Source organism: Pseudomonas sp. FP2309 (assembly GCF_030687575.1).
GTDB lineage: Bacteria > Pseudomonadota > Gammaproteobacteria > Pseudomonadales > Pseudomonadaceae > Aquipseudomonas.
The window spans coordinates 155,461-180,162 of the sequence record NZ_CP117439.1; the positions used below are offsets into that span (position 1 = coordinate 155,461).

At 61.4% G+C, this 24,702-nt stretch carries 14 protein-coding genes; all 14 read left to right on the plus strand.

Annotated features, from left to right (window positions below; all coding sequences use genetic code 11):
• The 14 genes from PSH59_RS00715 (at position 1) to PSH59_RS00780 (ending at position 24,257) form a co-directional block, all read left to right on the plus strand.
• Positions 1 to 411, plus strand: a complete 411-nt coding sequence (locus tag PSH59_RS00715) for a MarR family winged helix-turn-helix transcriptional regulator (RefSeq protein ID WP_248084059.1) — start codon at positions 1 to 3, stop codon at positions 409 to 411.
• Positions 408 to 2,486 (plus strand): FUSC family protein, encoded by a 2,079-nt coding sequence (locus tag PSH59_RS00720; RefSeq protein WP_248084034.1) that lies wholly within the window; start codon positions 408 to 410, stop codon positions 2,484 to 2,486. The genes PSH59_RS00715 and PSH59_RS00720 overlap by 4 nt, the downstream gene beginning before the upstream one ends.
• Positions 2,483 to 2,692 carry a DUF1656 domain-containing protein gene (locus PSH59_RS00725; protein ID WP_003187469.1) on the plus strand — a complete coding sequence of 70 codons (210 nt, stop codon included), beginning with the start codon at positions 2,483 to 2,485 and terminating at the stop codon, positions 2,690 to 2,692. The genes PSH59_RS00720 and PSH59_RS00725 overlap by 4 nt, the downstream gene beginning before the upstream one ends.
• Positions 2,689 to 3,579 (plus strand): efflux RND transporter periplasmic adaptor subunit, encoded by an 891-nt coding sequence (locus PSH59_RS00730; RefSeq protein ID WP_305394053.1) that lies wholly within the window; start codon positions 2,689 to 2,691, stop codon positions 3,577 to 3,579. Before PSH59_RS00725 ends, PSH59_RS00730 begins: the two co-directional genes overlap by 4 nt.
• Positions 3,576 to 5,018 carry an efflux transporter outer membrane subunit gene (locus tag PSH59_RS00735; RefSeq protein ID WP_248084032.1) on the plus strand — a complete coding sequence of 481 codons (1,443 nt, stop codon included), beginning with the start codon at positions 3,576 to 3,578 and terminating at the stop codon, positions 5,016 to 5,018. The genes PSH59_RS00730 and PSH59_RS00735 overlap by 4 nt, the downstream gene beginning before the upstream one ends.
• 79 nt (positions 5,019 to 5,097) lie before the next feature.
• Positions 5,098 to 5,730: an NADH:ubiquinone oxidoreductase subunit N gene (locus PSH59_RS00740; RefSeq protein WP_248084031.1), complete on the plus strand. Its 633-nt coding sequence runs from the start codon at positions 5,098 to 5,100 to the stop codon at positions 5,728 to 5,730.
• A 147-nt stretch (positions 5,731 to 5,877) separates the two neighbouring features.
• Positions 5,878 to 7,374: a YdgA family protein gene (locus PSH59_RS00745; RefSeq protein WP_248084030.1), complete on the plus strand. Its 1,497-nt coding sequence runs from the start codon at positions 5,878 to 5,880 to the stop codon at positions 7,372 to 7,374.
• 301 nt (positions 7,375 to 7,675) lie between these two features.
• A complete protein-coding gene (pgaA, locus tag PSH59_RS00750; protein WP_305394054.1) occupies positions 7,676 to 10,156 on the plus strand; it encodes a poly-beta-1,6 N-acetyl-D-glucosamine export porin PgaA in 2,481 nt (826 codons plus the stop codon).
• A 12-nt stretch (positions 10,157 to 10,168) separates the two neighbouring features.
• Positions 10,169 to 12,166 (plus strand): poly-beta-1,6-N-acetyl-D-glucosamine N-deacetylase PgaB, encoded by a 1,998-nt coding sequence (gene pgaB, locus PSH59_RS00755; protein ID WP_248084028.1) that lies wholly within the window; start codon positions 10,169 to 10,171, stop codon positions 12,164 to 12,166.
• Between the two features lie 2 nt (positions 12,167 to 12,168).
• Positions 12,169 to 13,509, plus strand: coding sequence for a poly-beta-1,6-N-acetyl-D-glucosamine synthase (gene pgaC / locus PSH59_RS00760; protein ID WP_248084027.1), 1,341 nt, complete (start codon positions 12,169 to 12,171; stop codon positions 13,507 to 13,509).
• Positions 13,510 to 13,511: 2 nt separating this feature from the next.
• Positions 13,512 to 13,994: a poly-beta-1,6-N-acetyl-D-glucosamine biosynthesis protein PgaD gene (gene pgaD, locus PSH59_RS00765; RefSeq protein ID WP_305394055.1), complete on the plus strand. Its 483-nt coding sequence runs from the start codon at positions 13,512 to 13,514 to the stop codon at positions 13,992 to 13,994.
• Positions 13,995 to 14,363: 369 nt separating this feature from the next.
• Entirely contained in the window at positions 14,364 to 16,085 is a 1,722-nt protein-coding gene (locus tag PSH59_RS00770; protein ID WP_305394056.1) for a ShlB/FhaC/HecB family hemolysin secretion/activation protein, read from the plus strand.
• A gap of 31 nt (positions 16,086 to 16,116) precedes the next feature.
• Positions 16,117 to 23,898 carry a DUF637 domain-containing protein gene (locus tag PSH59_RS00775; RefSeq protein ID WP_305394057.1) on the plus strand — a complete coding sequence of 2,594 codons (7,782 nt, stop codon included), beginning with the start codon at positions 16,117 to 16,119 and terminating at the stop codon, positions 23,896 to 23,898.
• Positions 23,871 to 24,257 (plus strand): hypothetical protein, encoded by a 387-nt coding sequence (locus PSH59_RS00780; RefSeq protein ID WP_248082845.1) that lies wholly within the window; start codon positions 23,871 to 23,873, stop codon positions 24,255 to 24,257. The genes PSH59_RS00775 and PSH59_RS00780 overlap by 28 nt, the downstream gene beginning before the upstream one ends.
• Positions 24,258 to 24,702 lie beyond the last annotated feature (445 nt).

The window sequence follows — 24,702 nt, forward strand, 5'->3', positions numbered from 1 at the left end:
ATGAACCTCAGCAGCAGCATGGTGGTGGGCGCCCGTCATTGGCGCAAAATCTGCCAGAACACGCTGGTGAGCTATGGCATCTCTGAAGCCTGCGCCGTGCCGCTGTTGATGATCGGCCGCCTGGGCGACGGGGTGCACCAAGTCAAAGTGGCCCAGGCCTCCGGCATGGAAAGCCCGTCACTGGTGCGCCTGTTGGATCAACTGTGCAGCGGCGGCTATGTGTGCCGCACCGAAGACGCCCACGACCGCCGCGCCAAGGCCTTGAGCCTCACCGAGCGTGGCCGTGAGCTGGTGCAGGCGGTGGAAGCGCAACTGGTGCGCCTGCGTCGTGAAGTGCTGGCCGATGTGGCGTACGCCGATATGGAAGCCGCGCTGCGTGTGCTGCGCGCTTTCGAGGCGGCAACGCTGTGAGCGGATTTTTTACCGGCTTCCCACCCGCCCGTGACTGGTTCTACGGTGTGCGCACCTTCGCCGCGTCGATGATCGCGTTGTACATCGCCATGCTCATGCAAATGCCGCGTCCGTACTGGGCGATGGCCACGGTGTATATCGTTTCCAGCCCGTTTGTCGGTCCCACCAGTTCCAAAGCGCTGTACCGCGCCATCGGTACCCTGATGGGCGCGGCGGCGGCGGTATTGTTTGTGCCGATGTTCGTGCAGTCACCCTACATTTTGGTGGTGGTAATTGCGTTGTGGACCGGCACGTTGCTGTTCCTTTCCATGCACCTGCGCACCGCCAACAACTACGCGCTGATGCTGGCCGGGTATACCTTGCCGCTGATCGCCCTGCCGGTGGTGGATAACCCCCTGGCGGTGTGGGACGTGGCCGAAGCACGCACCGAAGAGATCTTCCTCGGCATCGCGGTGGCCGCCGTGGTGGGCGCGATGTTCTGGCCGCGCCGCCTGATGCCGGTGTTCGACGGCTCGGTGGCCAAGTGGTTTGCCGATGCCCAGGTCTACAGCCAGCGCTTTTTGACCCGCAACGTGCAGCCCGAAGAAGTCAGCACCCTGCGCAGCGGTATGGTTGCGACCTTCAACACCCTCGAATTGATGATCGGCCAGTTGCCCCACGAAGGCGCGCGGCCGCAGACAGTGCGCAACACCAAGGAACTGCGCGGACGGATGATTCACCTGCTGCCAGTGGTGGATGCCCTCGACGATGCGCTGTACGCCATTGAGCACCGGGCGCCGCAGTTTCTCGAGCAGCTCACGCCGCTGCTGGACGCCACCCGGCAGTGGCTGGAAAGCACGACCGAAAGCGCGCCGCTGGAACGTTGGCGTGCCCTGCGTGACCAGGTCGACGCGCTCCAGCCCCACGGCGACGCGCTGGACGACCGCCACACTTTGCTGTTTTCCAACGCGCTGTACCGCCTGGGCGAGTGGATCGATTTGTGGCAAGACTGCCGCAGCCTGCAAGCGGCCATTCAGTGCGAGAGCCAGGACACCTGGCGCGCGGTCTACCGTCACTGGCGCCTGGGCCGGCTTACGCCGTTCCTTGACCGTGGCCTGATGTTCTACTCGGCGTTCTCCACCGTCACGGCGATCATCGTCGCCTCCGTGCTGTGGATTCTGCTGGGCTGGACCGACGGCGGCAGCGCGGTGATTCTGGCGGCGGTGGCGTGCAGCTTTTTCGCATCGATGGACGACCCGGCGCCGCAGATCTACCGGTTCTTTTTCTGGACCGCGATGTCGGTGCTGTTCGCCAGCCTGTACCTGTTTCTGGTCCTGCCCAACCTGCACGATTTCCCGATGCTGGTGCTGGCGTTCGCCGTGCCGTTCATCTGCATCGGCACCCTCACCGTGCAGCCGCGGTTCTACCTGGGCATGTTGCTGACGCTGGTGAACACCTCGTCATTCATCAGCATCCAGGGTGCCTACGACGCGGACTTCCTCAACTTCGCCAACGTCAACCTGGCCGGCCCGGTGGGTCTGCTGTTTGCGTTTGTGTGGACGCTGGTCGCGCGGCCTTTCGGCGCCGAATTCGCCGCCAGGCGCCTGACCCGCTTCAGTTGGCGCGACATCGTCGGGCTCAGCGAGCCCGCCACCCTGGCCGAGCACCGGCACCTGGCTGTGCAAATGCTCGACCGTCTGATGCAGCACCTGCCGCGCCTGGCCCTCACCGGCCAGGACACCGGCAGCGCACTGCGCGACTTGCGCGTGGCGCTGAACCTGCTCGACCTGTTGGCCTACTCGCCGCGCATCCTCGGCGTGCCTCGGGTGTTGCTCAACCAAGTGGTCGAAGGCGTCGGCGCTTACTACAAGGCCTGCCTTAAGGCCGGTGAACGCCTGCCCGCGCCCAGCGGTCTGCTGATGACCCTCGACCGCACGCGCCGCGCCCTCAACGGCCAGGGCTTGCAGGACGAAGACGATACCCGCCTGCACCTGTTGCACGCCCTGGCCGGCCTGCGCCTGGCGCTGTTGCCTGGCGTCGAATTTATTGGCGGCAGCGAACTGCAGGCGCCGCTGCCTGATGGAGCGCCTTTATGATCGGTGATCTGGATATCAGCGGGGTGTTCCTGCCCACGCTGCTGGTGCTGATGGGCATTACGTATGTGTTGTTTCTGGTGGTGCACGGGTTGTTGACGCGCATGCACTTCTATCGCCTGGTCTGGCACCGGGCATTGTTCAATGTGGGGCTCTACGCGCTGTTGCTGGGTGCGGTGGACTCACTCAGTCGATACCTGATGACATGAAAAAACCTTTTTTGACCATCGGCCGTGTAGTCCTGACGTTGTTGATCGTGAGCTTCGCGGTCGTCGTTGTGTGGCGCATGGTCATGTACTACATGTTTGCGCCCTGGACCCGCGACGGGCACATCCGTGCCGATATCGTGCAGATCGCCCCGGACGTGTCCGGGCTGATCCAGCGAGTGGACGTGCGCGACAACCAGTTGGTGAGCAAGGGTCAGGTGCTGTTTGCCGTCGACCAGGACCGCTTCAAGCTGGCCCTGCGCCAAGCCCAGGCCGCCGTGGCCGACCGCCAGGAAACCCTGGCCCAGGCCCAGCGCGAGTACAAGCGCAACCGTGGCCTGGGTAACCTGGTGCCCAGCGAGCAACTGGAAGAAAGCCAGTCCCGCGTGGCCCGCGCCCAGTCCGCGCTGGCCGAGGCCCAAGTGACGGTGGATGCGGCGCAATTGAACCTGGACCGCTCGGTGATCCGCAGCCCGGTGGACGGCTACGTCAACGACCGTGCGCCGCGCACCCAGGAGTTCGTCACCGCAGGTCGCCCGGTGCTGTCGGTAGTGGACAGCAACTCCTTCCACATTGACGGTTACTTCGAGGAGACCAAGCTCGACGGTATCCACGTCGGCATGGCGGTGGACATCCGCGTGATCGGCGACAACGCCCGCCTGCGCGGCCATGTGCAGAGCATCGTCGCCGGCATCGAAGACCGCGACCGCAGCAGCGGCTCCAACCTGCTGCCCAACGTCAACCCGGCGTTCAGCTGGGTGCGTCTGGCCCAGCGAATTCCGGTGCGCATTGCCTTTGACGACGTGCCGGCGGATTTCCGCATGATCGCCGGGCGCACGGCCACGGTGTCGATCATTGGCGATAAACCCGATGACGGAGCCCGGCCATGAAGCAGCTGTTGACCACGGTCGCACTGGGGTTGCTGCTGTCGGCGTGCCAAGTGGTCGGCCCGGATTACCAGGTGCCGGACAAGGCCGCCGTCAACCGTAGCGACCTGCAAGGCCAACTGCCCGTGGACGGCAAAAACGTGGTGTCCGCGCCCGTGCCTGGCGACTGGTGGAAGTTGTACCAAGACCCGCGCCTGGATGAGCTGGTGCGCCAGGCCATGGCCTCCAACACCGACCTGCGCGTGGCCGCCGCCAACCTGCAGCGCGCGCGTTACCAGACCCAACAGGCGCAATCCGCCGGTGGCTGGAGTGCGGGCGTCAAGGCCGAGGCGCAGCGCCTGCAGGAGTCCGGCGAAGCGTTCCTGCTGGCGGACAAAGTCCCGGTCGACAACATCGGCAGTGTGGGCATCACCACCTCGTATCAATTTGACCTGTTCGGCACCCTGCAACGCGGCATCGAAAGCGCCCAGGCCAGCGCCGATGCGGCCCAGGCTGCGGCCGATATCGCGCGCATCACCCTGGTGGCGGATGTGGTGCGTTCCTACACCCAGGTCTGCGCAGCCAATGAAGAGCTGGCGATTGCCAATGAGTCTCTGGAACTGCAAGCCCAAAGCACCCGGCTGACCCAGCGCCTGCGCGACGCCGGGCGGGGTGATGAAACCCAGGTCACCCGCTCGCAGACCCAATACAAATCCTTGCGCGCCGACATGCCGCGCTACCAGGCGGCGCGCCAGGCGGGACTGTTCCGCCTGTCGATGCTGCTGGCCAAGCCGGTGGACCAACTGCCGGCGGGCACCGGCAACTGCGCCGAGCTGCCGCACATCGCCCAACTGTTGCCGGTGGGCGATGGCGCGGCGCTGCTCAAGCGCCGCCCCGACGTGCGCCAGGCCGAACGCCAATTGGCGGCGGCCACCGCACGGATCGGCGTCGCCACCGGCGCCTTGTACCCGGACATCGCCATCGGCGCCACGGTGGGCACCGTCGGCCTGCTCGACAACCTCGGCCAGCCGGCCACCAACCGCTGGGGCTTTGGCCCGATGATCAGCTGGACCGTGCCGACCAACGGCGCCCGTGCGCGCATCCACGAAGCCGAGGCCGCGACCCAGGGCGCCCTGGCGCATTTTGACGGGGTGGTGCTCAACGCCATCCGCGAAACCCAGACCGGCCTTGCCCAGTACACCGCCATGTTGCAGCGCCGTGACGCACTGGCCGACGCCGAGCAATCGGCCCAACAAGCGGCGGACCAGACCCACCGGTTCTTCCAGGCCGGGCGCGAATCGTTCCTGGCCGACCTGCAAGCCACGCGCACCTACACCGCGATGCGGGCGCAATTGGCGGCGGCCAACACCCAGGTCGCCATGAGCCAGATCGACCTGTTCCTGGCCCTTGGCGGCGGTTGGGAAAGCGGACGAACGCACGCTGCGCCAGCCAGCAAACCCTGAGCGAATAGCTATGCTTTGACAGGCGGACCCGTGGTGGCCCGCCTGACACTGCTCGCGTTTGCTCATGGGGATTCCAATAATGAAAAACCCTTATGCTCCCGCTTTCTGGTGCGTGCTCTTCGCACTGGTGTTGTTATCGGCCGCGTATTTCTATGGCGTCATGCTCGCCCACCAGCTCGACAAGGCCATGGTGTTTCTCGACAGCGCCTGCCTGGTGATCGGCACCTTGTCCATCGGCGTCGTGGCGTGGGCCTCTTACCAAAATCAACGGGTCAAGAAAAAGCTCCTCGAGCAAGGCAAGACCCGTGTGGCGATCTGGGACACCAAGGTCGCGCTACGCCGCGTCGAAACCGTGTTCGACCGGTATTTCTGGGGCAGCTACTGGCAGCCGGGGCGCACATTCCAGGAAGTGATGGGCGACCTGACCGGCACCCCCCTGGAAAAAAGCCTCGAAGTCCTGAAAAAACAGTGTGTCGTGCTCGATAAGCAGGTCGCCGATGGTAGGCATTGGCTGAATAACGCGCGGGAATTGTCCGACGTCGCCACCCAAATGGCCCGCGAACGCTACCAGCTGGATTTTTGCGATCCCAAGACGGACACCCCCGGCAACGCGGTGATCCACCGCGAGTTTGAGGTGCTGGTGTACACCTGGACGGCGCGCTTGAAGAGCTTTGATCACCAGCTCGATGAAATCGAGTTGGAGTATTCGTGAACTACTCCTGAACGGATCCCTCTGAAAGGCTGGGCCGTTTGTGGCCGCCAGTGCTAATCTTCCCCCCGCTTTCGGCGGGCTTGAGCCAACCCCTACAGGGTTCAAGGAAGAAAGCCCACTTCTCACAGGATTTGATCAGGTCACTTCATGAATAAGCCAGCAGTCGTTCTTTTGGGTTTTGTTGTCGCCGTTGGCGTCGTCAGTGCAGGCGGCGCCTGGTACACCGGTAAACAACTGGAACCGGTGCTGCAAACCGCGATCCAGAACGCCAACAAGGAACTGCAGACCTCCATGGCCGGCGTCGATGGCACCGTGGCCCTGGAGCTGGTCTCCCTGGACCGTGGCGTGTTCAGCAGCACCGCGCACTATCGCCTGAAGGGCCAAGGCTCGGTGTTCGGCGCAGAAAACCCTAATCCCGAACTGCTGTTCGTCGACCATATCGAGCACGGCCCGCTGCCGTTCTCGCGTCTGGTGACGCTCAAATGGCTGCCGGTCATGGCCACCAGTCACTACGAACTGGAAAAGAACCCCACCACCGAGAAGTGGTTCGCCGCCGCCAAAGACGTGTCGCCGCTCAAAGGCGTGGCCAATATCGGTTACACCCGTTCGGTCAGCGGCAACGTCGAGCTGTTGCCGCTGGAGTTCAAGGACGACACCTCGTCGGTGAGCTTCTCCGGCGCCAACATGAATTTCGACGGCACCGCCGAAGGCCAGAAGGTCAAGGCCGATGGCTTTATGAACAGCCTCAAGGTCGCGGCAGTGGATGCAAAGGGTGAACACTTCGAAGCCGAACTGGCTGGCCTGACCATCGCCAGCAACCTGGAAAAATCCACCTTCGGGTTTTACACCGGGCAAAACACCATTGAGCTGACCAACAGCAAGTTCACTTTCGGCCCGCAGAAAGCCGTGCTGACCGTCAAAGGCTTCGAGCAAAAAGACACCAGCGAAACCAAGGACAACAACCTGGCCGGCCGTGTCGACTACAAAATCGACGAGATCGGTTACCAGGGCAAACCCGTTGGGTCGGCCGCCATGGCCCTGAGCATGAAGAACGTCGACATCCCGGCCATGCTGGTGCTGACCAAGCTCTACCAGGACAAGATGCAGCCGGTGCAAGCCGCCGCTGCGGCAGGCGAACCGGTTCCTGAACTGCAGTTGACCGAAGCCGAGCAAGCCCTGGCCGAAGCCAACGTCAACCAGGTACTGGCGGCCAAGCCGCAAGTGGCATTGGAAAACCTCTCGCTGAAAACCACCCACGGCGAAAGCAAATTCAACCTGCTGGTGGACCTGGCCAAGCCGGCGTCCATGGAACTGCCCCCGGTTGAACTGGGCAAGCAGATGATCGCGCTGCTGGATGCCAACCTGACGCTGTCCAAACCGATGATTGCCGATGTGTCCGCGCTGCAAGCGCAACTGGGTGGTGTGACCGACCCTAAAGCGATCGAGCAGCAGTCGCAGATGGCCGCCGAGATGGTCAGCGGCATGGCGGTGGGTACTCAGTTGGCGACCTTGGTCGGCAGCGACGTGGTGTCCAAACTGCACTACGCCAACAATGAAGTGACGTTCAACGGCCAGAAGATGACGGTTGAGCAGTTCATTGGATTTGTCATGGCCAAAGTGGGAGCAGTGAGCGGCGCGCAGTAACTATTTTGCCATCAAGCAAAAATAAATAGTGTGGGAGCGGGCGGGGCCCGCGACAGAGGTCAAACGGCTGGCGTTGAAGCCGCCGGATACCGCGCTGTCGCAGGCAAGTCCGCTCCCACATTCACCTTTCCAGAATCTGCCGCAATTCTGAACAATTGTTCTGAATCGGACTTCTTCCTACTCTCCTAAGGGATAGTTCCTACAGGAAAGCTAGGTCGGGTCATTAGACGCCGGCACCCTGCAGCCATTCGCTCAGGACCACCTATCGTTACAGCTTTCCTTGTGTAAGGAAGCTCACGATATGTTGCGAAACCTACCACTCAGTGCATCAGGCCGGTTGCGACTGCTTATCGGCGCAGCCTTATGCGGCCAATTGCTGATGCCCACTTTCGCCATGGCCGATCCGGCCTATGACGCGCTGATTATTCAGGCGCGTAACGGCAACTTCACCCCTGCACTGACCCAATTGCGTCAGCTGTCCGACGAACGACAGACGCCAGGCCAGGTCAGCGATCACCTGGTGATTGCCGGTTGGGCCGGCCAGGACGCCGAAGTGCTGAAGGTGTACGAGGCCCAGGGTAAACATCGCAACCTCAGTACCCAGGCGCTCGCCACGGTGGCGCGTACCTATCGCAACGGCAAGCAGTGGGCCCAGGCCGAGGCGGTCTATCGCCAGGCACTGCTGCGTGAGCCCAACAACATCGACCTGCAACTGGGCCTGGCCCTGACCCAGGCCGACGGCGGCAAGGCCAGCGAAGCCGTGCAACGCACCCGCGCGCTGGTCGCCGCCAAGCCTGATGACCCCAACCGACGCATGGCCCTGGGCTACGCCCTGACCCGTGCCGGCTTGAACTACGACGCGCTGTTTGAGTTCGACCAGGCGTTTATCCGCGCCGGCGACAAACCGGAGGTCGCCCGCGAATACATCATCGCCCTGCAAAAGGCGCGGATGCCGGAACCCGCCTTGCGCCTGTCGGCCCAGCGTCCCGGCCTGCTCGACCCGGTGACCCAGCGCCGCCTGGAAGGCGACCTCGCCGCCGAGCGCGTGCGCATGGCCGAGTTCGCCACGCGCAGCGAGAAAGACCGCTATGTGATTGCCGACCGGGCCTTGGGCGACTACGACAAGCTGATCGCCCGCTGGACCCCAGACGCCACCGCCCATGATGACGTGGTGCGCTGGCGCATCGACCGCCTCGGCGCGCTCAAGGCACGGGCGCGTACCGCCGAGGTGATCCGCGAATACGAAACCCTCAAAGGCGAAGGCGTGCAGTTGCCGACCTACGCCGTGCGTTGGGTGGCTGCGTCTTACCTCGACCAGCGTCAGCCGGAAAAAGCCGAGCCGCTGTATCGCCAGGCCCTGAGCGCCACCGACGCCGAGCCGGATGATCGGGTCGAAGACACCACCGCCTTGTTCTACACCTTGCAGGAAAGCGACAAAGGCGAGGACGCCAACGACGTTGCCAAGGGCCTGGCCAACAGTCAGAAACCTCGGGTCGAGCTCAAGGGTTTGCCCGTCGGCAACCCCAACGATGCCTGGATGGACGCGCAACAACTGTCGGCCCAGGCCGGCGTATACGGCGGCGACCTGCCGGGCAGCGAAGCGGGCCTGGAAGCCTTGGTAGCAAAAGCCCCAGGCAACGTCGGCCTGCGCCTGGCCCAGGCCGATATGTACCGCGCCCGCGACCTGCCACGGCGCGCCGAAGGCATTCTCAAGGAAACCGAAGCCCAGGCCCCGCGTGACATCGGCCTGGAAGTCAGCCAGGCCTACACCGCCATGGACCTGCAGGAGTGGCGCCAGCTCGACGTGCTCACCGATGACGTGGTCGCCCGCAACCCCGACAGCCGCCAGGTGCAGCGCCTGAACCGCCTGCGCGATGTGCATGACATGGCCGAGCTGCGCGTCGAAGCCTACACCGGTAAAAGCTTCGGTGGCGGCAGTGACAACGAGGCCGGCGCCGTTTCCGGCAGCCGCGACTGGGGCATCGAAAGCCGTCTCTACACGCCGCCCATCGACGAAGACTGGCGCCTGTTCGCCGGTGCTGGCTATGCCACCGCCGACTTCGAGGAAGGTACCGGCCACCATCGTTGGCAGGTTGTCGGCGTGGAGCGGCGCACCCGTGACATGACCCTCGAAGCCGAGGTGTCCAACCATGCCTACGGCAATGGCACCAAGCAAGGCGCCGCCGTATCGATCGCCCGCGACATCAACGACAACTGGCAATACGGCGGCAGCCTCGGCTACCTGCTGAGCACCACGCCGTTGCGCGCGCTGAATGCCGACATCACGGCCAACGGCGGCAGCGGTTTTATCCGCTGGCGCGCCAACGAAAGCCGCGAATGGAAACTGACCCTCAGCCCCTCCCACTTCAGCGACGGCAACGACCGCCTCGAAGCCTTGCTCAGCGGCCGCGAAGGCCTCTACAGCTCGCCGAAAGTGCAAGTGGACCTGGGCCTGGAAGTCGGCGCCAGCCGCAACAGCAAGGAAGACGCGGTGTACTTCAATCCGAAGTCGGATTTCACCGTGTTGCCGGTGCTCAACATCAACCACGTGCTCTATCACCGCTACGAGACCCAGTGGAGTCAGCAGTTCCAGGTCGGTGCCGGTACCTACAGCCAGCGCGATTACTCCACCGGCGGCATGGCGTTGGTCGGCTACGGCCAGCGCTTTCGCTGGAACGATGTACTGGACGCCGGCGCCAACCTGAGCCTGATCAGCCGACCTTATGACGGTGATCGCGAACGCGATCTGCGCCTGCTCGTCGACCTCACTTACCGTTTCTAAAAGAGCCTGACCATGACCTTCCTCAGCCGTTGCTTGTTGGTTCTGGGTGTATTGCTGGCCAGTGCCTGCGCCCAGCAACCCGCCCCTTTCACTCCACCCGCCGAGCGGCCGACCCCGGCCAGCGAACAGGCGTGGCCAAACAATCATTTCCTGGGCATTGCCTACCACGACGTCTCGGACCGCGACCCCGACCAGGCGGTGGTGGCGGTGCGCACCGAACGGTTGATCGAACAACTGGCCTGGCTGCGCGAGAACGGCTACCAGGCGGTCAGCGTCGACCAGATCCTCGCCGCGCGCAGTGGCGGACCCGCGCTGCCGCCCAAGGCCGTCATGCTCAGCTTCGACGACGGCTATTCGAGCTTCTACACCCGTGTGATGCCGATCCTGCGCGCCTATCGCTGGCCGGCCTTGCTGGCGCCGGTGGGCAGCTGGATCGACACGCCGCTTAACCAACCGGTGGACTTTGCCGGCTCACCACGGCCGCGTGGCGAGTTCCTGACCTGGCAGCAGATCCGCGAAGTGTCGCAGTCGGGCCTGGTGGAAATCGCCGCGCACACCGATGCCAATCACAAAGGCATCCTGGCCAACCCCCAGGGCAATCTCGAGCCGGCCGCCACGTCCCTGCGCTTTGACCCGGCCACCGGGCGTTACGAAACCCAGGCGCAGTTCGATGCGCGGCTGCGTGCCGATGTCGCGGCCATCTCCAACAAGATCCAAACCGTGACCGGCAAAAAACCCCGGGTGTGGGTATGGCCCTACGGCGCTGCCAAAGGCACTTCGTTGGCGATCGTCGGCGAGCAGGGCTACCAAATGGCCCTGACCCTGGAGGACGGCCTCGACAGCTCCACGGACTTGATGAACAGCCCACGCTTCCTGGTGGCCTCCGACCCGGACGGCGAGCATTTCGCCAACAGCATCGTTGCCGTGCAAACCCCGGTGCCGATGCGCGTGCTGCATGTGGACCTGGACAACGTGTACGACCCGGACCCTGCCCAACAGGCGCGCAACCTCGACCAGTTGGTACAGCGCGTGGTGGACATGGGCGCCGGTACGGTGTTCCTGCAAGCCTTCGCCGACCCCAAGGGCGACGGCCTGGTGCACTCGCTGTACTTCCCCAACCGCCACTTGCCGGTGCGCGCCGACCTGTTCAACCGCGTCGCCTGGCAGTTGCACACCCGTGCCCATGCATCGGTGTATGCGTGGATGCCGGTGCTGAGCTTCGCCCTCGACCCCAAGCTGCCTCGCGTCACGCGCTGGGACCCGGAAACCGGAAAGGTGGGCATCGACCCGGATCAATACAAACGCCTGTCGCCGTTCGACCCGCAGGTGCGCAAAATCATTGGCGAGCTCTATGAGGACCTGGCGCGCAACAGTGCGATCGACGGTGTGCTGTACCACGATGACGCGGTGTTCTCCGACTTCGAAGACGCCAGCCCCGCGGCGCTCAAGGCCTACGCGGCCAACGGCCTGCCGAACAGCATCGAAGCCCTGCGCGCCGACCCTGCGGTGATGCAGCGTTGGACGCGCTTCAAGAGCCGCTACCTGATCGACTTCACCAACGAGCTGACCGCCAAGGTCCGCGCCATCGCCGGGCCGCAGGTGCTGACCGCGCGCAACATCTTCGCCCAGCCGATGCTCAACCCGCAGAGCGAAGCCTGGTTCGCGCAGAACCTCGATGACTTCCTCCAGACCTACGACTGGACCGCGCCCATGGCTATGCCGCTGATGGAAGGCGAGACATTCAAGAACTCCAATGCCTGGCTGGAAAAACTGGTGGCCACGGTCAAGGCCCGCCCCGGTGCCCTGCAGCGAACGGTGTTCGAGCTGCAAGCCAAGGACTGGCGTACCCCGGCAGCCCCCGACTTGTCCGCCGAGCAAATGGCCGAGTGGATGGGTGTGCTCAAGCGCCAGGGTGTCACGAGTTTTGGCTACTACCCGGACAACTTCCTGGAAAACTCCCCGGACCTGAAGACAGTGCGTCCGGCCCTTTCCAACCAATGGAATCCTTGACCATGTTTGACAGAATCCTGGCTTTATTCGTGCTGGCACTGGTATTGGGCGTGCCCCTGGGCCTGATCTTTCTGGTCACCGGGCAGTTCCTGATGGACTTCGTGTTTTTCTACCCACTGTTCATGTCGGCCTTGTGGATCGCGGGCGGCTTGTACTTCTGGCTGCACTGGGAGCGCCACTGGCCCTGGGAAGAAGACACCCCGGCGCCGACCCTGGCCGGCAACCCGCTGATCTCGATCATCATCCCTTGCTACAACGAGGGCGATAACGCCGCCGACACCATCCATGCGGCGCTGGGCCAGTTGTACCCGAACATCGAAGTGATCGCGGTCAACGACGGCTCCAAGGACAATACCGCTGCGGTGCTCGACGCCCTGGCACTGCAACACCCGCGTCTGCGCGTGCTGCATCTGGCGCAGAACCAGGGCAAGGCCGTGGCCTTGCGCATGGGCGCCGTGGCGTCGCGCAGCGAGTACCTGGTGTGCATCGACGGTGATGCGTTGCTCGACAAAAACGCGGCGGCCTATCTGGTCGCGCCGATGCTCGACAACCCACGTCTGGGCGCCGTCACCGGCAACCCCCGGATCCGCACACGCTCGACCTTGATTGGTCGGGTGCAGGTGGGTGAGTTCTCCTCGATCATCGGCCTGATCAAGCGCACCCAGCGCGTGTTCGGGCGGATCTTCACGGTGTCGGGTGTGGTGGTGGCGTTCCGTAAAAAGGCGCTGGACCGCATCGACTACTGGAGCACCGACATGATCACCGAGGACATCGACGTCAGTTGGAAGCTGCAGCTCGACCACTGGAGCATCTTCTACGAGCCGCGCGCGCTGTGCTGGATCCTTATGCCCGAAACGGTTGGTGGCCTGTGGAAACAACGTCTGCGTTGGGCCCAGGGCGGCGCCGAAGTGCTGTTCAAGAACATCCGCGGCATCTGGCAGTGGCGCCATCGCTACCTGTGGCCGCTGCTGTTCGAGTATTGCCTATCCACCGGTTGGGCCTTCACGTTCATGCTCTCGGTGATTTTCTGGGGCGTGGGGAAATTCATCCCGCTGCCTCAAGCCATTGCCGTTGACTCTCTGATGCCGCCGGCGTTTACCGGGCTGGTACTGGCGATGGTGTGCCTGGTGCAGTTTGCGGTGAGCATCCTGATCGACCGTCGCTACGAGAAGGACCTGTGGAAAACCCTGTTCTGGACGGTGTGGTACCCGATGGTGTTCTGGCTGGTCAGCCTGTTTACCACGCTGGTGAGCTTCCCCAAGGTGCTGTTCAACCAGCACCAGAAACGCGCGCGTTGGGTCAGCCCGGATCGCGGTATCAAACCTGTTGAAGAGGAGGCGTGATCATGAAACTGGTCAGAACTCGCCAAAGTACCGTGATGTGGGTCATCGACGTGATCCTGACCTTGATGGCCTGGGCCGGACTGGTCTGGCTGTTGTGGCGCGGCATCTCCTCAATGCTCGGCACCCACGGTGGCCCGCGCCTCGACGCGCCGATCTTCGCGGCGCTCAACACCTTGCAGATCTACCTGTGGATCGCCGTGTTCAACGCCGTGATCCTCGTCTCCTGGGCGCGCTACCAGCAACGCAAAGGGCGCAAGTTCGCCCAGCGCCGCGCCGAGGCCAAGGCCCTCACCGACAAGAACCTGAGCGAGAGCTTCAGCCTCGCCGAGGGCGACCTTGAGCAACTGCGCCGTCCGGGCGTTCTGGTGATCCACAACGACGAAGACGGCGGCGTGTCGGAAGTCAAAGCCCATGTCTCGCGCGACGTGGAAAAGCCCGGCTTGAGCCTCGTGCCGGGCAAGGATCAGAGCAAAGACGCCGGCTAAGGCTGTAAACCATAATGATCGTTCCCAAGCGGAGCATGGGAACGATCTGGCGTACGACCGAGAATTGGGATCCAATTCACAAAACCCCCGCGAACTTATCTGCTTTTTTCGGTACTAACTAATCTCGGAAAGAACTTGATGGCCAACTAGTGGCAAGTTCTAAGTTCCCGATGAATCGTTATCAAAACAGCTGCCGTCTGTCGGAAGATTAATTTCTGTTTCAGGCTGCCTGGCTTTTTGATGATTTTTTATTGTTAGTAATCAATTGTTTGCGTGAATTAACAGCGCGAAAGTGCAACTGGCCTAACTTGTTTGGCTGGATGAAGTTTGATGTTAGTTTCGCGGCCCTTGATTTTCGACGGACCGGATATGTCATTTTTATTGCCACGGACTCGGTATTTCCTCAGCACGTTACTGCTCGCTTACTTGAGCCTGAACAGTGCCATGGCCGCCCCTACGCCGGGGGATCAGGACCTGATCCGCGACCGCCAGAACCGTCTCCTCGAGGAGCAACAGCGGCGCCTGCAGGAACTCCAGGACCTGCCCGGCAAAGCGGCCAAGCCCGAGGCCCCGGCCACACCGGCAGACACCCGCTGCTTCCCCATCCAGGACATCGAACTCAAGGGCGCCGACAGCCTCTCCGCCGCCGACCGCACGCGCCTGCTCAAACCCTATATCGGCCAGTGCCTGGGCGTTACTCAGCTCAATGAATTGCTCAAGGTCATCACCGATTACTACATCGCCAAGGGCCGCGTCACCAGCCGCGCCTACCTGCCGCAGCAGGACCTTTCCAGCGGCCACCTGCAGGTGCTCGTAGTCGAAGGCAAACTCGAAGGCATCAAGGGCGCCCAGGGCAGCACCGTCACTGACCGCGAGCTGGCGATGGCGTTTCCCGGCAAGGTCGGTGAAGCGCTCAACCTGCGTGAAGTCGAACAATTGGTGGATCAACTGAGCCGCTTGCCGTCCAAACAGGCGCAAATGGAACTGACCCCCGGCACGCAGATCGGCGGCAGCGAAGTGCTGGTCAAAAACCAGCCGCAAAAACCCTGGCGCGCCAGTCTGTCGCGCAACAACGACGGCCAGAAAAGCACCGGCGAACAGCAGTGGGGCGCCGGCCTTGAGTGGGACAGCCCGCTGGGCCTGGCCGATCAACTGATAGTGCGCGGCGGCCACGACGCCATCAGCGACCATCAGAAAACCTCGAAAAACAGCATGCTGTATTACAACGTGCCTTGGGGCTGGTGGAACTTCAGTTACACCTACAGTGAGAGCGATTACCGCACCTACGGCGTGACCAACGACTTCAAGTTCAAGCAGAACGGCGATAACCAGAACCATCAACTGCGTGCCGAGCGAGTCATCCACCGCGATGACGTCAGCAAGACATCGGTGAACGTCGGCCTGGCGCACCTGCGTACCAACAACTACATCCTCGACGTGCGCACCGCGCCCAGCAGTAACCGCCTCAGCGAATTGCAATTGGGCGTCAACCACGGACGACGCATCGGCAGTGCTTTCGTCAACCTCGACCTTGGCATGCAGAACGGCATCGGTTTGTTCGACGCCCAATCCCAGGACGAGCGTGACTCTCTGGGTCGTCGGCAGCCCAATTCGCGCTACCGCAAGTACACCGCCACGGTCAGCTACCTGCAGCCATTCAGCCTGTGGGGCGAGTCGTTCAGCTTCAGCAGCTTGGCGACAGGCCAACGCAGCGAAGACATCCTGTTCAGCCCCCAGCGCATGAGCCTGGGGGGCTCGGCCTCGGTGCGTGGTTTCAAGGACCAGCAACTGATGGGCGACAGCGGCGGTTACTGGCGCAACGAAGTGCGCTGGGCCCGCCCGGTGACCCTCGACTGGATGCGCCCGGCGTTCGTCGAATACGGCGCCAGCATCGGCTATGACCAGGGTGTGATCACCCGGGATCGTTACAACGACAACGTTCATGGCCGAGTCTCCAGCAACTCTCTGGAACTGTTCGCCCGTGGCAAGCGTGTCAGCACCAGCGTGACCTTTGCCCATTCGCTGGAAAGACCCGGCGTGCTGACCGAACGCGAAGCACCGATCTACTTCCGTATGGATTTCTTCCTGTAATTCAACGCTGCACCGTAACGAGAGTCTGAAAATGGATGTTCGCCAATTCGCCTTCCTGGCCCGCCAACCTTCTGCTGTCCTGAAGCCGCGAGACGCGTTTTTCGGTCTGCCCAAGCGCGGGCTGGTGCTGATCCTCGCCAACGCGCTGTTCTGGCAGCCTCTGCTGGCCCAGGCCGAAGGTATCGTGGTCGCCACCCCCGGCACCACCGTGGGCGCGGCTGGCAATGGCGTGCCGGTGGTGAACATCGCCACGCCCAACGGCGCAGGCGTGTCCCATAACCAGTACACGGACTACAACGTCGGCCCCAACGGCGTGATCCTCAACAACGCCAATAGTCCCATGGCCAACACCCAGCTTGGTGGCTATATCGTTGGCAACCCCAACCTCAAGGGCGGTGCCGCGAACGTCATCCTCAACGAAGTCACTGGCGCCAACCCCAGCCAGTTGCGCGGTTACACCGAAGTGGCGGGGCAATCGGCCAAGGTCATCGTCGCCAACCCGTACGGCATTACCTGCAGCGGTTGCGGTTTTATCAACACCCCCAACGTCACCCTGACCACCGGCAAGCCGGTGCTCGACGCGGCCGGCCAACTGAAAAGCTACCAGGTCGACGGCGGTGCCGTGACCATCGACGGCCAGGGTCTGAACGCCAGCGACGTCGACCGCTTCGAAATCATCACCCGCTCGGCCAGGATCAATGCGCAGATCAACGCGCGCCAGCTCACCGTGATTGCCGGTCGCAATGACGTGGATGCACAAACGCTGAACGCCACCGCGCGCGCCGACGACGGCAGTGCCAAGCCCGAGCTGGCGATTGACTCGTCGGCCCTGGGCGGCATGTACGCCGGCGCAATCAAGCTGGTGGGCACCGAAGCCGGCGTGGGCGTGAAGCTCGACGGCACGCTGGCGGCCAGTGGCGGCGATATTCAGCTCGACGCCAATGGGCGCTTGAGCATGGCGCAAACCCAGGCCGCCGGTAACGTCAAGGTCACCGCGCAGAACGTCGACCTCACCGACAAGGTCTACGCCACCGGCAACGTGCAAGTGACCAGCGCCCAGGCCCTGGTCAACCAGAAGAGTGTGGCCGCCGGCCAACGCATCGATATCAATGCGGCCACGGTCAACAACCCCGGCATCATCGAAGCCGGCGTCGCCGCCGACAACACCCGCAATACCACCGGCGACCTGGTGATCAACGCTCAGACTGTCACCACCACCGGCAACCTGCTGGCCAGCCGCAACCTGGCGATTACCGCCGCGCAGGCGTTGACCAACCAGGGTGCGATCATCCAGGCCAAAACCGTCGATGTCAGCAGCGCCAAACTGACCAACCAGGGCGCCACCGCGCGCCTGTTCGGCGAACAAAGCCTAGCGCTCAACTCGCCGGCCATCGTCAACCTCGGCGGCCTGATTCGTTTTGGTGACGGCCAGGCCGCAAGCCTCAACAGCGCCTCGCTGGATAACCGCCAGGGCCGCATCGAAATGGCCGGCGGCAGCCTGCTGCTTACCAGTGCCGACCTGAACAACGGCGGCGGGCAAATCATCGCCAACACCCTGACCGTGAACGCGGGCCGCCTCAACAACCAGAACGGCGTCGTGGTCGCCGGCACCACCACCGTGAACGCCACTGACCTGGATAACAGCCTCAAGGGCCTGATCCAGGCCGACGCCGGCGCGCTCACCCTCAACGTCACTAACGCCTTCAACAACAGCCAAGGGTTTGCCCAGGCCAGCACGGATCTGAACCTCAACGCCGGCAGCCTCAGCAGTAACGCCAATGGCGTGCTGAGCGCCGACACCGGCAAGCTCACTCTCGTGACTGTGCAACAGCTCAATAACGCACAGGGCCGTTTGCAGGCAGGCAAGGGCGATATTGAACTGCATGCCGCGAGCCTGGATAACCAGGGCGGCGTAATTGTCGGCAAGCAACTGCTGCTCGACGCCGCCGACATCGACAACCGCGCCGGCACCGTGCTGGGCAACGCCGTCGACGTGACCGCCAAGACTTTCAACAACAGCAGCAAAGGCTCGCTGATCAGCGATGCCGGTGACGTCACGCTCACCATCAGCGACCTGCTGACCAACACCGGCGGCGCGATCGATGCCGGTGAACGCAGCGTACTGGTCAAACAGCTCACCACCCTCAACAACAGCGGCGGCCTGCTGCGTGGCAAGCGCCTGGACATCACCGCGCAGCATCTAAACAACGATAACGGCCAACTGCTGGCCGGCAACCTCGGCCTGAACTACAGCGGCCAAGAGCTGAGCAACCGCAAAGGCTTGATCCTCAGCGGCGGCGCCCTCACCGAATTGACCACCGGCAGCCTGGACAACCAGGGCGGCACCGTGCAGGGCGATGCCCTTACCGTTACCGCCGACTCGGTCGACAACGGCAGCGACGGCCTGATGGCGAGCCTGATCGGCGACCTGCAACTGACCGTCGAAACCCTGGCCAACCGTGGCGGCAAGCTGTTCGGCAAAGAGCAGGTGACCGTCAGCGGCGCCACCCTCGACAACAGCGCGGGCGGCCAGATCAGCGGCAAACAGATGACCCTCACGTCACGCGATACCTTGACCAACCGGGGGGGCCTGATCGAGGCCAACCAGGGCCTGACCGTCGGTGGTGGCAACCTCGACAACAGCGCGGGCGGTCAACTGCGCGCCTTGAACGGGGCCACCAGCAGTATCAACCTGAACGGCGCAGTCAATAACCAGAACGGCATTCTGGAGTTTGGCAGCCAAGGCTTCAGCCTCGACGCCGCCAGCCTGAACAACCAGTCCGGTGTGCTGCAGCACGCTGGCAGCGGCCTGATGCGCGTCCACACCGCCAGCCTCACCGGAAGCCAGGGCAACATCAACGGCATGGGCACAGCCGACTGGGCATTCGGCAAGGTCGATGGTCTGGGCCGTGTGCAACTCAACGAAGTCATCACCTATAAAAGCAGCCAGGCGCTGGCGCTGAAAGCCGGTGACCGAATGGCCAGCGGCAAGGGCCTGGTCATCGACGTGGCCAGCCTGGATAACGGCGGCGAACTGCTCAGCGACGGTGACCTGAGCATCACCACCGGCGACATGACCAACAGCGGCCGCGTATCGGCTCTGCAAACACTCACCGTTACAGCCAATAACCTGAGCCAGAACGGCGGACGTCTGGCCGGCACCAACACCCGTCTGAGCCTGACCGGCACCCTCGACAGCCTCGGTTTCCTCACCGCACGTCAGCAGCTGGATATCGCGGCGGCGCAGATCAATAACCGTGGCACCTTGGGCGCCCAGGGCGCGGTGAACCTGACCGCCGTGAATGGCATCGCCAATGCCGCCGACTCGCTGCTGTTCAGCGGTGGCGACATGACCTTGCGCAGCAATGGTTTCAGCAACCTCTATGGCGATGTCTACAGCAAACGCAACTTGAGCTTCGCCGCACGGGATGGCGGGCGTGCCGTGCTGTTCAGCAACCGCTCCGGAACCGTGGAAAGCGAAGGCTCGATCGGTATCAATGCAGGCTTTATCGAAAACGCCAAAGATGAATTCGAACTCGGGCAGACGCTGACCACCGGCAGCTTGAGTTGGATCTGTGGCCAGCACTGCGGCGAAAAAGACTGGTGGGAAAAAGGCATAATCACCATCTACGAGACGTACCTTGAGGCGGCGACCAAGGATTCGGCATCGGCGCGCCTGGTAGCTGGCAAAAACATGCTGCTGCAAGGCGACAATGTGCAGAACCGCTACAGCCTGATGGCCGCCAATGGCGACCTGAGTATCACCGCCGGTGACCTGCTGAACCAGGGTGCAGCTACGCGCACGGGGCAGCGCAAGATTGTCATCAGCACGCCAGGTCGCGTTTCCGACGATTTGTTTGAGCGCATGCAATATGTCGATGTTCCCGCTTTCAATGCGGCCACGGCGGCTGGGCATTTCGATAAGGCGCGCTTCGAAGAACTGAAAAACCGCTCACCCAATAGCTTGCCTTTCGCCCACATAAGCGACGTCACCACCTGGACCCCCAACGCCGGCCATGAGTACGACGCCACGCTTCAGGCCGGTGGTACGGTCGACCTTTCCAAAGTCACCCGCAAAACGCAAAACGGCACGCTGCACGAAAACACCCTGGCGCAACTGACCGGCACCCTGGGCGACGACCAGACCGGCATCCCCGTCGGCGGCATCAACATCAACCTGAGCAAACATGCCAACGACCCCAGCGCCCAGGCGCCCGGCAGCGTACTGCCGGTGGTCACCCCCGCAGCGGGTGGCGGTTTTGTACCCGTGGATTACACCGGCGTAGCCTTCGCCCCGGTCGACCCCACCACCTCGTCCAACTTCCAGCTGCCCAAGGGCGAGTACGGCCTGTTCGTCAAAAACGCCGACCCCACCAGCCATTACCTGATCGAAACCAACCCGGAATTTGCCAGCCTCACCGGCTTCTTCAGCTCCGACTACATGCTCGGCAAACTCGGCTTCACCAGCGACAACGCCTGGCGCCGCCTCGGCGATGGCCAATACGAAAGCCGCCTGATCCGCGACGCCGTGCTCGCCCAAACCGGCCAACGCTTCCTCGCTGGCGGCCTGACCAGCGACGCCGACCAGTTCCGCTACCTGATGGACAACGCCCTCGCCAGCAAAGACGCCCTGCGCCTGAGCCTCGGCGTATCCCTCACCCGCCAGCAAGTCGGCGCCCTGACCCACGACATCGTGTGGATGGAAAACCGCGTGGTCGACGGCCAGACCGTCCTCGTGCCGGTGCTCTACCTGGCCCAGGCGGAGTCGCGCAACGTGCGCGGCAACAGCCTGATCCAGGGCCGTGACCTCAACCTGTTCACCGGCGGCGACCTGATCAACGTCGGCACCCTGCGCGCCAGCAACAACCTCTCCGCGACCGCCGGCGGCAGTCTCTACAACGGCGGCCTGATCGAAGCCGGCAACAACCTGACGTTGCTGGCCCAGGACAGCATCCGCAACGCCATGGCCGGTGAAATTCGCGGCAAGCAAGTGAGCATGGCGGCGGTTCGAGGTGACATCACCAACGACAACACCGCCATCCAGGTGCGTGACGGCGCGGGCATGCGCACCCTCACCGACAATGGCACCAGCCTCATCGTCGCCCGCGAAAACCTGGCCATGAGCGCTGGCCGCGACCTCATCACCCGAGGCGCCCTGACAGGCGGCACCGACGTGACCTTAACCGCCGGCCGCGACATCAGCATCCTGCCTGTCAGCGACACCAGCGTGAAACACGCCTTCAGCGACGGCGGGCACAAATCCAGCATCACCACCGACGTCAAAAACCGCGCCGCCACCGTCACCGCAGGCGGCAACCTGAACATGAAGGCCGGGCAGGACGTCAACATCATCGGCAGCACTGCCACCGCCGGCAAAGACTTCAACGTCGACGCCGGGCGTGACTTCAACGTGTCGTCGGTCAGCGATGTGCACAACGTGGAAGGTAAGGAAAAACACGGCAAAAAGCGCATCAAGACGGCGGATGAGCAGACCACCCAAGTAGCGAGCGTGCTGACGGCGGGTGGGAATTTCACCAGCCAGGCCGGGCGTGACACCACGATCGTGGCGAGCAGGATCAGTGCGGGGAATGAGGCTTATCTGTATAGCGGGGATAAGTTGAGTTTGTTGGCGGCTGAGAACAGCACGCACACGCTGTATGACATGAAGAAAAACAGCGGCTGGGGTTCCAAACAGACCCAGCGCGATGAAGTCACCCGCATTACCAACGTAAGCACTGAAATCAAGACCGGCGGCGACCTGACCCTCAGGAGTGCCGGCGACCAGACCTATCAGCTTGCCAAGCTACAAAGCGGTAAAGACATCGTCCTGGACAGCGGCGGCGCAATCACTTTTGAGGCGGTCAAAGACCTGCATCAAGAGAGCCACGAAAAGAGCAACAACAACGCGTTTTGGGTTTCTTCCAAAGGCAAGGGAAATACCGACGAGACCGTCCGCCAGAGCCAGTTGATTGCTGAAGGGAATGTGGCGATCAAAGCGGTCGCCGGTTTGAAGATCGACATCAACCAAGTCAATCAGGAGACCGTCAGCCAGTCGATTGATGCAATGGTGAAGGCTGATCCGCAATTGGCGTGGATCAAGGACGCTGAGAAGCGTGGCGATGTGGACTGGAGGCAGGTTAAAGAGATTCACGACAGCTTCAAGTACAGCAATTCAGGGCTGGGGCCTGCTTCGCAGATCATTATTGCGATTGTGATGGCGGCGGTGGTTGGGCCGCTTGCAGCGACTGCGGCAGGCGGTGGGACTGTGGGTGCCGTCGCAGGGGCCGTAGCGGCGGGCGCGTCCACAAATGCGACTGTCAGCGTAGTCAACAATCGGGGCAACCTTGGTGCTGTGCTCAAGGATGTAACTTCTTCGGATGCTATGAAGGGGTATGTCATTGCCGGTGCTACAGCAGGTCTGACGGCAGAATATTTTGGTGATTGGACGGGAACAGAAACAAATACGGCAACGGGAAAAATTACTACACCGGGCATACTGAATAGCTGGCGTGGTGTTGGTCAATTTGCGGCTAACCAAACGTTGCAAAGTGGTACTTCCATGTTGTTGAGCAAAGCGCTCGGGCAGGGCGGCAGCGCCAGCGATGCGCTTAAAAATGCGTTGTTCAACACATTGGCGGCGGCCAGTTTCAATTTGGTTGGTAATTACACGAAAAACGTTTTTGCGGATGGTTCGGCACCAAAGGTCGCAATTCATGCCATGGTGGGTGGGCTGTTAGCGGAGGCAACTGGTGGAGACTTTAAAACCGGCGCATTGGCAGCTGGTGCGAGCGAGGCGCTAGTCACTCATCTGGATTCCTTGGTTAAAGGCGACGATGACTTGCTTACGATGAGTTCGCAAATTGTCGGTGTGCTAGCGGCTGCGGCACAAGGGGATGTAGATGCGTCCACGCTGGAAAAAGGCAGTTGGATTGCTCTGAACGGAACGCAATACAACTATCTAAACCACAATCAGCTTGAGAGAGCAGCCAAGAAAATAGCCGCGTGCACGGATACCTCCTGCATTGAAGACGCCACTCGTAAATTTAAAGAGTTGAGTCTCCAGCAGGATATTGAAGCGATAGCGGGCTGTAGGGCTGATCCTTCGACTTGTGCGACACGGTCTAAAGAAGTCGCCAATACCATGGCAGACCTGAACCCCATCAAAGATATTGTGGAGTATGGTTCGCCGAAAGCTCGAGAAGCAGTCCAGAACCTTATTAATTCAAACTTTGAATTCCAGGAGATGTTAGCGACAGCGACGACTGAGCATACTGTAGGAGCTATGGTCGATACGCTCAAAGCAAAATGGAATCTCAGCGACGCGCAGGCGCAGGAAATTACGAATGATCTCAAAATTGCTCTTGCGGTTGGCTTAGGTACCGCTGCCGGAGCCTTGGCATACAAACGTGCGGTTGCTAGCGCAGGAAAAAATGCTCCGGCGAAAAATCATAACCCTACGAGTGCTAAGACAGACACTGAAACAACACAGAGCGAATTGCCAAAAATTTGGGATGTCCCAGACACTACGATTGCCAAGCTTCCAGATACTTGGGCAGTAACACCCAATAAGAAGGGGGTGGGATTTAGATGGCAGGATCCAAAAAATCAAGGCAATGGCGTACGGATAGATAAGGGCGAACCTGATATTAGCCAGCCTACTCAGCAAGTGGACCATGTTATTGTGAGGTCCAACGGTCGAGTTATCGGTAGGGACGGGAAGCCTGTTAGTGGATCGATTAAAGAACATGCGGAACAAGTCCATATACCTCTGAGCGAGTATAAAAAATGGAAAAGCTGGAACTCTCCGAACTAAAATTTCCTAGTATGAGGGAGGAGCTTATCTCATACTTGAGCGGGTTATCGGACATTGACTATCAGTACCAAGCTTGGGTAGAGCGGTCATCGCCGGATTTAGGTTATGACGAGTTTAATTACACAGTACATTTTTTGTACGATGATACAGGATTGGCTGAAAATGCTTCCGATTGGATTGGTTTGGTCCTGAAGGATGAAAAAGAAGCAATGTCCGTTGAAAGCGTGGTAAATGCACTTGACGTCATTTTTGATAAGTATGGTACTGGACTTTCTGACAAGGAATATTTGGAGAAAGAGGAATGGTTGCGGGTTGTTAGTGCATCTAAGGGTGCTTTAAATGTTCTGCTTTCAAAATAGACAAAAAGGGAACGGATTTATTTAAACTGGAAGATGGGACGGATTTATTTAAATGGTCTGAGTCAAAGAAATCTGTCTCGCATGGCATTGTCTCGACTGGCATTAGATGTCGACACAAAATGAGGATCGAAGGGTGCGGAAGGGGACGGATCTATTTGTAGGGAACCGTTTTGGTGAGGAATCGAATGTAGTATATGTTTTTGTTTTTAGAGTTTATAAGGCTGGTATGAAAGAGCTCTTTAAAAATTTAGTTTTTATTTTTATCTGCTTGATATGTTTTAAGTAGGGCGGTTATCGATTAGCCGCCCCCATTTTTTACAGGGTTTGTGTATTCAACTTTCGTCCTTTTGACCGACCGGCGGACTATAAGTCCTCAGCGTAAAAACGCAAGGCATCAAAAAGCCAACAGTTGTTCTGCAAGCCGGCTGCGACCTGCACCTGATTG

What these genes read in the sequence shown, in the direction of transcription:
- pgaD (WP_305394055.1), top strand. Translation starts at nt 13,512, where the DNA reads ATGAAACTGGTCAGAACTCGCCAAAGTACCGTGATGTGGGTCATCGAC.
- PSH59_RS00735 (WP_248084032.1), top strand. Translation starts at nt 3,576, where the DNA reads ATGAAGCAGCTGTTGACCACGGTCGCACTGGGGTTGCTGCTGTCGGCG.
- PSH59_RS00740 (WP_248084031.1), top strand. Translation starts at nt 5,098, where the DNA reads ATGAAAAACCCTTATGCTCCCGCTTTCTGGTGCGTGCTCTTCGCACTG.
- PSH59_RS00770 (WP_305394056.1), top strand. Translation starts at nt 14,364, where the DNA reads ATGTCATTTTTATTGCCACGGACTCGGTATTTCCTCAGCACGTTACTG.
- PSH59_RS00780 (WP_248082845.1), top strand. Translation starts at nt 23,871, where the DNA reads ATGGAAAAGCTGGAACTCTCCGAACTAAAATTTCCTAGTATGAGGGAG.
- PSH59_RS00730 (WP_305394053.1), top strand. Translation starts at nt 2,689, where the DNA reads ATGAAAAAACCTTTTTTGACCATCGGCCGTGTAGTCCTGACGTTGTTG.
- pgaC (WP_248084027.1), top strand. Translation starts at nt 12,169, where the DNA reads ATGTTTGACAGAATCCTGGCTTTATTCGTGCTGGCACTGGTATTGGGC.
- PSH59_RS00725 (WP_003187469.1), top strand. Translation starts at nt 2,483, where the DNA reads ATGATCGGTGATCTGGATATCAGCGGGGTGTTCCTGCCCACGCTGCTG.
- PSH59_RS00775 (WP_305394057.1), top strand. Translation starts at nt 16,117, where the DNA reads ATGGATGTTCGCCAATTCGCCTTCCTGGCCCGCCAACCTTCTGCTGTC.
- pgaB (WP_248084028.1), top strand. Translation starts at nt 10,169, where the DNA reads ATGACCTTCCTCAGCCGTTGCTTGTTGGTTCTGGGTGTATTGCTGGCC.
- PSH59_RS00745 (WP_248084030.1), top strand. Translation starts at nt 5,878, where the DNA reads ATGAATAAGCCAGCAGTCGTTCTTTTGGGTTTTGTTGTCGCCGTTGGC.
- PSH59_RS00715 (WP_248084059.1), top strand. Translation starts at nt 1, where the DNA reads ATGAACCTCAGCAGCAGCATGGTGGTGGGCGCCCGTCATTGGCGCAAA.
- pgaA (WP_305394054.1), top strand. Translation starts at nt 7,676, where the DNA reads ATGTTGCGAAACCTACCACTCAGTGCATCAGGCCGGTTGCGACTGCTT.